This is a genomic window from Brucella sp. (assembly GCF_032066345.1).
GTDB lineage: Bacteria > Pseudomonadota > Alphaproteobacteria > Rhizobiales > Rhizobiaceae > Brucella > Brucella pseudogrignonensis.
On sequence record NZ_DAMBKZ010000027.1, the window covers coordinates 47,119 to 55,943 of the forward strand.

Consider the following 8,825-nt stretch of genomic DNA (forward strand, 5'->3'; position numbering starts at 1 on the left):
TTTGTCAGCCTGCCACGGTCAAGCATGACATTTGATCGCTGAACGCTGCTCACGCTGGCATAGAGAAATGGAAAGCCCGGAAATCGATCAAACTTCCGGGCTTTGAAATTATTCGGTTTTGGTTTCAGGCGCTTTTGTCGGCTCAGGCTTCTTGTCCTGAGCCCGCGCCTCCGAAGGATTTGGATCAGGAGCCAGACCCTTTTTCAGCTTCTCTTCAATCTTGGCCAGCTCTTCCGGCTCAGGCTTGCCAGCAATGGCGTGGTTCCACTGGAAAGTCGCTTCAAGCTGACGGTCCGAGCGCCAGTAAGCATCGCCAAGGTGGTCGTTGATCGTCGGATCTTCCGGACGAAGCTTCACGGCCTTTTCAAGCTCGACCACGGCTTCCGGATAACGACCTAGCTTGTAATAAGCCCAGCCAAGCGAATCGACGATGTAACCATCCTGCGGACGCAGTTCGACTGCCTTCTTGATCATTTTCAGTGCTTCATCGAGATTTTCACCCCGATCAACCCATGAATAACCAAGATAATTCAGCACCTGTGGCTGATCCGGATAAAGCTCCAGAGCCTTTTTGAAATTCGGCTCTGCCTGATCCCATTCCTTCAGCCGTTCATGCGCGATGCCGCGCTGGTAGAACACTGGCCAATCCTTGCGTTCCGGCGATTTGATCTGCTCTACCGCTGCATCATAGATTTTTGCAGCGTCGGCAAAATTCTTGTCCTGCGCATAGACACCACCGAGCGCCAAATAGGTGCGCAGATCCGTCTTGTCGCGCTCAAGCAAGGTCTTGAGCTGGGTGATTGCTTCGCCAGTCTTCTCGTTTTCAGCAAGATTAAGCGCGCGCTGCATTTCCGCATCACGCCTATACGGCGATTTTTCGGGAACGCGAGCATAATATTCGACAGCCTTTTCCGGCTGACGCAGCTTCGCCGAAATATCTCCAAGCTGGTAAAGCGTAGCATCATTGTCTGGGCGCAGTGGCAACGACATTTGCAAGTACAGTTTCGCAAATGCTTCTGCACCACCGCGATTGATCGCAGTGCCAAGCGTATAAAGCACTTCGCCCACACCTTGCTGCGGCGTATCGATCAGGCGAGAATATTTCTGTCCCGCCTCAATCTTTTCGCGCATTTCTGTGATCGTCATACGGCCATTCAGAAGCTCTTCAGCGTCTTTGAGAATCTTGACAGCACCCGCCTTGTCGCCCTGACGCAGCTTGAATGCGGCATAAGACATCACAATACGCTCATAGGTATCAGGCGCTGCGCTACCACCGGCGCGATCATCGAGCGCTTGCTGATAATAATTGCGTGCATCCTGCTTATCGCCCGCAATATCGGCGATAAGCGCTGCATTATAAATGCGGAACAGGCCGTACCACTCAGGACCGTTGATCTTCACAACATCGGCAAGCGCACGCTTTGGATTGCCCTGCCCGACCTTCACCCATGCGCTCATGAGACTGGTCGCGAGCTGGTCCATGTCGGACTGAATCGACAACATCAGAAGCGGGCCGGTCTTGCGATACTGCTTCTTGGAAATGGCATCGATTGCCAGTGCTACGCGTGAAAAGCGCTCAATCTCCGACTGATCTTTAAGCTCTTCGGCAAGCGGCAAAGCATCCTTGAAACGACCTTCCGTCAACAGCGCCAATAGCAGGTTCTGCTTGATGATGTCATTTCCCGGATCAAACGCCATGGCCTGACGATAAAAATCGACAGCTGCGGAAATGTTGTTGTCGGCTTCAGCTGTGCGCGCTGCGAGATAAGCGCCGGCAAATGAACCGGCACGCACCTGCGAGACTGGATCTGTGCTTGTTTTAGCCATTGCCGCATTTGCCGGTATCGCCACTCCCGCCAAAGCCAGAAGAAGCAATCCGTAAAGCGGACGACGTTTAGATCCCTGCCGCATAAAGCCCAGTCCTCTTTCCGATTCCGTATAAGATCCCCTATTCAGAGGCACCTCAAGCATGGCCTTTTTGGGGTCCAAGCGCAAGAAAAGCATCCGTGAAGGATGCTTTTCTTGTTACTCCTTATCAGCATGTCGTCAACCTGAAACCGGTTTCCACTTTCAGGCGACATGCTTGAAAAAGCATCCGTGAAGGATGCCATTCTTTAAATTTTACAAAGACCTTAGTTTACCCGGCTGATGCAGAAGTCGATGACTTCAATCAGCGCATCCTTTTCAGGGCAAGCCTTCAAAGGCGCTAAGGCATCGCGGGCAATTTCGCCGAAATGGCGGGCACGCTGTACAGTGTCAGCGATTGCACCGTGCTTTGTCATCAGGCCGATGGCCTTTTCAAGCGAAGCGTCGTCGCTCGCACCTTCTTCAATTGCATGTTTCCAGAAAGCGCGTTCTTCATCAGTGCCGCGGCGATAGCTCAGGATCACTGGCAGTGTGATCTTGCCTTCGCGGAAATCATCGCCGGTGTTCTTGCCAAGATCGGCTGCCGAACCACCATAATCCAGCGCATCGTCAACAAGCTGGAAAGCGAGGCCAAGATTAAGACCGTAGTCGCGCAGGGCTGCACGATCGGAAGGTTTCGCATCAGCAATGATCGGGCCGACTTCGGCAGCAGCCGAGAACAGCGCTGCGGTTTTAGCCTTGATGACGGCCAGATACTCGTCTTCGGTGGTTTCCATGTTCTTCGCAGCAGCCAACTGCATCACTTCGCCTTCAGCAATAACCGAAGCAGAGGTTGCAAGAACATCAAGAGCGTCGAGCGAGCCGACATCGACCATCATCTTGAAAGCCTGACCGAGCAGGAAGTCACCAACCAGAACGCTTGCCTGGTTGCCCCAGATCATGCGCGCCGTGCTTTTACCGCGACGCAGATCGCTTTCATCGACCACATCGTCATGCAGAAGAGTTGCGGTATGCATGAATTCGACCGAGGTTGCGAGACGGACATGCCCGTCACCCTCATAGCCAAACATGCGGGCAGCAGCCAACGTCATCATTGGGCGGAGGCGCTTGCCACCAGATGAAATGAGATGGTTCGCCACTTCCGGGATCATCTCGACATCGGAGCCCGCACGGGACAGGATCATTTCGTTCACGCGGCCCATATCGGCCTTCGTCAGGTCGACCAGAGGCTGAACCGATCCTTCCCGCTTCTGTTTCCCGTCAAGATTCAAAACCACACCCAATGTCGTTACTCCTAGCTGCCGACCACACTATTTGTGCGGATCAGAATGCTCAAGACGCTTAACAGCCCCTGCAACGCCCAAGCTTTTTATTCAGAGCCTGTTCACCATTGAAGGAAGCAGTTGTCAATGCGGTCTATTGATTACACATTGTCGAAATGATCGAACTTATGCGCACAAATGATTCCGTTCTCCTATCCGTTGCCGAAGCTCTTATGAAAGAGGCCGGCATCATTTACTTCATTGCCGACACCAATATGAGCATTCTCGAAGGTTCATTAGGCGTTATACCTAGGCGATTCCTCGTTGAGGAAGACCGATTGGACGAAGCCAGACGTTACCTGATCGATGCCGGTCTGGAACATGAACTCAAAGACCATGACGAATAACATTTCCGAGCGCGCACAGGATACCGTGGAAGAAACGCTGGATGTGTTTCATCGTGGTGCATTTCATCTCGTGCAGCCCGCGATGAAAGGCCATCGGTCCGGTGTAGACGCAATGATTCTCGCAAGCAGCGTGCCAAATGGTTTCTCAGGCCGCCTTGCCGATCTCGGCAGTGGTGCAGGTGCTGCAGGCCTCGCGGTGGCTGCCCGCTGCAAGGACGCGCGCGCTACACTCATCGAACGCTCGGGCTTTATGCTTAACTTTGCGCATAAGAGCGTCAACCATCCACTAAATACCGCCTTGCGCGACCGTGTCGATATTCTGGAAGCCGATGTCTCACTGACCGGCAAGGCGCGGGCCAGCGCTGGCCTGATCGATAACAGCTTCGATTATGTCATCATGAACCCGCCTTTTAATGAGGCGAGCGACCGCTCGACACCTGATCCCTTGAAAGCTGAAGCGCATGTCATGCCCGAAGGCATGTTCGAACAATGGCTGCGCACCGCATCGGCGCTTCTGCGGCCCGGCGGCGGCGTTTCGATTATCGCACGCCCTGCTTCGCTCGCGCCGATATTGGAAGCGCTTGAGCGACGTTTTGGCGGACTGAAGATCATTCCGATCCTGCCACGCCCTGACGCGGCGGCCATCCGCATCGTGATTACCGGCATTCGCGGTAGCCGTGCAGGCCTTTCGCTCATGCCAGCCCTTATTCTGCACGGCGATGCGGGTAATGATTTCACGCCACGCGCCACAGCCATTAATAACGGCCAGACTTCGCTACTTTAGGAAAACCCGTGAAAAAATGTCTGAACGCGGTTGATCGCACCGACGGAAAGGCCCGGTTCGAACTTTTTGATCATGGAAACGGGCTTTATTCTTTTGAAGAAACCCAAGAGTTTCTGGATGAAGTGCCTGAGATCGGACCCTACACTTATTGGGGTACGACTTACGCATCCGGGCTTTACAATGACCAGACCGAAGCCATGCGTGAAGCGAGAGCGCTGATCCAATGGCTTTCCGTGATTGAAACAAGCGAGGGCTTCATGGAAATCAGACCAGTCAAAATTGACGATGCGGATGGCATGAGCCGCATTCTCAAAGAGATCATCGACGCAACCGGACGCCAGCGGGATTATGATCGCGACCATGTCATTGAGCGCTATATTTCCGATCCGAACCGGATCGAATGTCACGTAGCAGTTGCTGATGGCGAGATACTAGGTTTTCAATCACTGAAACATGCGACCGAAGACAATCCCTATGGCGTCGCGGTCGGCTGGGGAATTATCGGCACCCATGTCAGTCCGCGTGCCGCCCGTAAAGGCGTAGGATCGGCCCTATTCGAAGCAACCCGTCAGGCGGCGGAAGCGGCAGAGATCACTGATATCGACGCAACCATCGGCGCCGATAACGATATGGGCCTCGCCTATTATGAAGCGATGGGGTTTCGCAGCTATCGCACATCAGGCGACAGGATCTGCAAAAAATATAGTTTGGAAAACTGAAGACATGCTTCTGATCGTTGGAACGATTCGCTTGCCAGCGGAAAAACTTGATGAAGCTCGACCAGTTATGCAGCGGATGATTGAAGCAAGTCGCGCAGAGGACGGCTGCCTTTCGTATTCTTATTCTCAAGATGTACTTGAAACAAACGTCATTCATGTAAAAGAGCTATGGCGAGATCGGGTTTCACTGGACAAACACTTCGTGTCTGACCACATAGGGAAGTGGCGTTCCGAATGGCCAAGACTTGGCATTACGGATCGCAACCTCACGCTCTACGAAGTAGACGCTCCGGAAATAACCTGAAAAGAAGAATAATGACGTCACATCCGAAGCCCGTCCGCCCCGTTTCCATCATGCGTCGCTTTCTCGACAGCGAATCTGCTGGTGGTATTGTTCTCATGGCCGCTGCAGCGCTCGCGCTGATCGTTGCGAATTCGCCTTTTTCCAAGGTCTATTTCGGCGCATTGCAGTCCTATATTGGTCCACTCAGTCTTTCGCATTGGATCAATGATGCGCTGATGGCCGTCTTCTTTCTGCTGGTCGGACTTGAGATAAAACGTGAGTTTCTCGATGGCCAGCTTGCAAGCTGGCCTAATCGCATTTTGCCGGGCATAGCTGCTGCAGGCGGCGTCATCGTGCCCGCACTGATTTTCGTTGCCTTCAATTATAACGATCCTGAGAAAGTGCGCGGCTGGGCTGTACCGTCGGCCACCGACATCGCTTTCGCGCTTGGCGTTTTATCGCTGCTCGGATCGCGCGTGCCGTCAAGCCTCAAGGTCTTTCTGGCGACGCTTGCCATTCTCGATGATCTGGCAGCAGTGATCATCATTGCGATCTTTTATACTGCTGAGATTTCCATGCCTTATCTGGGCGCAGCATTTGCAACGGCCGCCGTTCTGTTTGCTATGAACCGCATAGGCGTCTCGAAACTGCTACCCTATCTCATTGGCGCTGCCATATTGTGGTTCTTCGTGCTCAATTCCGGCGTTCATGCGACCGTTGCAGGCGTTGTCGCGGCTCTCATGATCCCGCTGAAGCCCGCCAAAGCGAAGCCGGATGATATGACTTCGCCACTTCATACGCTGGAGCACGCTCTGGCAAAACCTGTCGCTTTCTTCATCGTTCCAGTGTTCGGTTTTGCCAATGCCGGTATTTCGTTCACCGGAATGACGCCTTCCATCATCTTCGATACTCTGCCGCTTGGCATCATGCTCGGTCTTTTTGTCGGCAAACAGCTTGGCGTGTTTGGTGCTGCATGGCTCGCAATCAAAACAGGTCTGGCACAGCGGCCAATGGGTGCCAGCTGGGGGCAGATATATGGTGTTTCACTTCTTTGCGGCATCGGCTTCACGATGAGCATTTTTATCGGGCTTTTGTCCTATCAGTCGGAACTATTACAGGCCGAGACAAAAATCGGCGTTCTAACGGGCTCCGCACTCTCTGCAATATGTGGCTATGTACTGCTCAGAATGCTGGCCAAGCCGAAAAAATGACGAAAATACAATGCCCGGAACGAAATTCCGGGCATTTTTCTTTGTGTTTGCCAATTTGCTTCCTACATTCGCTGCAACAAGCATTTTTCAGGTTGGAGTTTGATTTGTCAGGAATATTGTCCCGCTTCATTCCGCGTCGTTTTCGCAAAAAAGAGATTGAAATCCCTGTTGTGCGTTTGCATGGCGTGATCATGAGCGGCGGTTCATCACTTCGCCCATCGTTGTCGCTCGCAAGTGCTTCCGCTGTGCTCGAAAAGGCCTTCACTGACAAGGAAACGCCAGCAGTCGCCATTTCCATCAATTCGCCCGGTGGCTCACCGGTGCAGTCACGCCTCATCTATCGTCGTATTCGCGATTTGGCAGACGAGCATCAGAAGCGAGTTTTTGTCTTTGTGGAAGATGCTGCTGCATCAGGCGGTTACATGATTGCGCTCGCAGGTGATGAGATCATCGCCGATCCGTCGTCGATTGTCGGCTCCATCGGCGTTGTTTCAGCGTCGTTCGGTTTCCCGGAGCTGCTTAAGAAAATCGGCGTCGAACGCCGTGTCTATACAGCAGGCCAAAACAAGTCGACGCTTGATCCGTTTCAGCCAGAGAAGGAAGCCGATATTGAACGTCTCAAATCGCTTCAGCTTGAAATTCACCAGACCTTCATCGACATGGTGAAGGAGCGTCGCGGCAGCAAACTCGCCGATGACGAGAGCCTCTTCACCGGCTTATTCTGGACAGGCATTAAAGGCAAAGAACTGGGCCTCGTTGACGGACTTGGGGATATGCGCAGCTTCCTGCGCAAGACCTATGGTGACAAGGTGAAGCTCAAGCTGATTGAACCCAAGCGCGGACTACTCGGACGTAAGGCACCGGGTGTCGAAATAGCGCTTAGTGGCATTGATCCTGCTGCGATCGCAGCTAATCTCGGTGACGGCCTTCTGTCAGTCGCCGAAGAAAAGGCGCTCTGGGCGCGATATGGCCTTTGAAATTCATTGTTTCACCATGATATGATGCATAATCCTACAAAGTAGTGTTATGCTGCCTGCGAATAAGTTTCACTCCGTGATCCCGAAAAGGCCTTTCGGGAACCTATGCTAGCCTGAGGATTAGAGGCCATGCCCCAGCTTATCTTTCTGCTGTTGATACTCGCTGCCGCCTGGTACGGTTATCGCTCGTTCAAGCGCGAAGCGGTACGTGTTACCCAGCGCGTTCGTCGGGCAGAAAAAGAGGCCCAGAACCGCGCCCATGGCACACTGGTTCAGGACCCGAAGACGGGTGAATATTACGTCAAAAAAGACTAATATTAATTTCATTCTGAATGCATCATTCTGCTGAGGCTGCCACTCTGGATCGTCCTTCTGTTCATCGCGTGGCACCGGCCAAGGTTAATCTCGCGCTGCATGTGACAGGGCGTAGAGATGATGGCTATCATCTGCTCGATATGCTGGTCGTCTTTGCTGATTATGGCGACCGCATCACCATCGAAGAAGCCGACGAAGATAGTTTCAGCATTGGCGGGCGCTTCGCTCAAGGCATACCGCTTGATAGCGGCAATCTAGTCGTCAAGGCGCGCGACGCTTTGCGATCACATGCGGATCGCGCGCTTACCCCCGTTTCAATCCACTTAGAGAAGAACTTGCCCGTCGCGTCAGGCATCGGCGGTGGTTCCAGCGACGCGGCGGCAACGCTTCTCGCACTCAACGAAATCTGGCGGCTCAATCTGGACCTCGACACGCTGGCTGAACTCGGGCTCAATTTGGGCGCCGACCTTCCCATGTGTCTGCGTGGTGCCGCTCTCGGAGCACCGCTTGTTGCGCGTGGCATCGGTGAACAACTCACCGCAATACCGCAAATGCCATCGTTTCCGATACTGCTGGTCAATGATGGCACCGCTGTTGCGACGCCCGATGTCTTCCGTGCGTTGACAAAGCGTGACAACCAGCAGCTCCCGGCACCTGCACATGGCGATGTTGAAAGCATCTGCACATATCTCGGCTCAACCCGTAACGACCTTCTGCACGCAGCGCTGGCTCTTGCCCCGCAGATTAACGGTAAGCTTGATCTGCTACGTGCGCATGGCGCGCTTTATGCGCAAATGTCCGGCTCAGGCGCTACCTGCTTTGCAATCTTCAAAGATCAGCAAAGCGCGGATGCCGCCGCATCTCAAATCCTGGCGAAAAATCCCAACTGGTTCGTGGTTTCAAGCCAAACAGCTCCGTCAGCGCTCTGACAAAACGGTCATTTTCTCGCCTCACACTGTTCACATATACTTGAATAAACCGTGTTGTCTTGGACATTTTGC

The 8,825-nt window shown here is 53.3% G+C and carries 10 protein-coding genes; 8 read left to right on the plus strand and 2 right to left on the minus strand.

What is annotated here, in order from left to right:
- Window positions 1-108: 108 nt before the first annotated feature.
- On the minus strand, window positions 109-1,911 hold the full coding sequence (locus tag RT142_RS22155) for a tetratricopeptide repeat protein (RefSeq protein WP_112807075.1): 1,803 nt from the start codon (window positions 1,909-1,911) through the stop codon (window positions 109-111).
- Window positions 1,912-2,132: 221 nt separating this feature from the next.
- Window positions 2,133-3,149: a polyprenyl synthetase family protein gene (locus tag RT142_RS22160; RefSeq protein WP_007873698.1), complete on the minus strand. Its 1,017-nt coding sequence runs from the start codon at window positions 3,147-3,149 to the stop codon at window positions 2,133-2,135.
- Window positions 3,150-3,304: 155 nt separating this feature from the next.
- Here RT142_RS22160 and RT142_RS22165 point away from each other — a divergent pair, with 155 nt between their 5' ends.
- The 8 genes from RT142_RS22165 to RT142_RS22200 all read left to right on the plus strand — a co-directional run bounded on the left by RT142_RS22165 (window position 3,305) and on the right by RT142_RS22200 (window position 8,753).
- On the plus strand, window positions 3,305-3,535 hold the full coding sequence (locus RT142_RS22165) for a DUF2007 domain-containing protein (protein WP_007873690.1): 231 nt from the start codon (window positions 3,305-3,307) through the stop codon (window positions 3,533-3,535).
- On the plus strand, window positions 3,525-4,319 hold the full coding sequence (locus RT142_RS22170) for a methyltransferase (protein WP_210346674.1): 795 nt from the start codon (window positions 3,525-3,527) through the stop codon (window positions 4,317-4,319). Before RT142_RS22165 ends, RT142_RS22170 begins: the two co-directional genes overlap by 11 nt.
- An 8-nt stretch (window positions 4,320-4,327) precedes the next feature.
- The gene (locus RT142_RS22175) at window positions 4,328-5,038 is read left to right on the plus strand and encodes a GNAT family N-acetyltransferase (RefSeq protein ID WP_313031577.1); all 711 of its coding nucleotides are present in this window, start codon (window positions 4,328-4,330) and stop codon (window positions 5,036-5,038) included.
- Window positions 5,039-5,042: 4 nt separating this feature from the next.
- Window positions 5,043-5,342, plus strand: coding sequence for a putative quinol monooxygenase (locus RT142_RS22180; protein ID WP_007873683.1), 300 nt, complete (start codon window positions 5,043-5,045; stop codon window positions 5,340-5,342).
- A gap of 11 nt (window positions 5,343-5,353) precedes the next feature.
- Entirely contained in the window at window positions 5,354-6,532 is a 1,179-nt protein-coding gene (nhaA, locus tag RT142_RS22185; RefSeq protein ID WP_215776052.1) for a Na+/H+ antiporter NhaA, read from the plus strand.
- 104 nt (window positions 6,533-6,636) lie between these two features.
- A complete protein-coding gene (locus tag RT142_RS22190) occupies window positions 6,637-7,509 on the plus strand; it encodes a S49 family peptidase (RefSeq protein ID WP_105518214.1) in 873 nt (290 codons plus the stop codon).
- Between the two features lie 129 nt (window positions 7,510-7,638).
- Window positions 7,639-7,824, plus strand: a complete 186-nt coding sequence (locus RT142_RS22195; RefSeq protein ID WP_007873680.1) for a hypothetical protein — start codon at window positions 7,639-7,641, stop codon at window positions 7,822-7,824.
- Window positions 7,825-7,841: 17 nt separating this feature from the next.
- On the plus strand, window positions 7,842-8,753 hold the full coding sequence (locus RT142_RS22200; RefSeq protein ID WP_007873678.1) for a 4-(cytidine 5'-diphospho)-2-C-methyl-D-erythritol kinase: 912 nt from the start codon (window positions 7,842-7,844) through the stop codon (window positions 8,751-8,753).
- Window positions 8,754-8,825 lie beyond the last annotated feature (72 nt).

Excerpts from the sequence above, each read along its gene's own strand:
- RT142_RS22195 (WP_007873680.1), top strand. The coding sequence starts at position 7,639 with ATGCCCCAGCTTATCTTTCTGCTGTTGATACTCGCTGCCGCCTGGTAC.
- RT142_RS22180 (WP_007873683.1), top strand. The coding sequence starts at position 5,043 with ATGCTTCTGATCGTTGGAACGATTCGCTTGCCAGCGGAAAAACTTGAT.
- nhaA (WP_215776052.1), top strand. The coding sequence starts at position 5,354 with ATGACGTCACATCCGAAGCCCGTCCGCCCCGTTTCCATCATGCGTCGC.
- RT142_RS22155 (WP_112807075.1), bottom strand. The coding sequence starts at position 1,911 with ATGCGGCAGGGATCTAAACGTCGTCCGCTTTACGGATTGCTTCTTCTG.
- RT142_RS22200 (WP_007873678.1), top strand. The coding sequence starts at position 7,842 with ATGCATCATTCTGCTGAGGCTGCCACTCTGGATCGTCCTTCTGTTCAT.
- RT142_RS22170 (WP_210346674.1), top strand. The coding sequence starts at position 3,525 with ATGACGAATAACATTTCCGAGCGCGCACAGGATACCGTGGAAGAAACG.
- RT142_RS22165 (WP_007873690.1), top strand. The coding sequence starts at position 3,305 with ATGATCGAACTTATGCGCACAAATGATTCCGTTCTCCTATCCGTTGCC.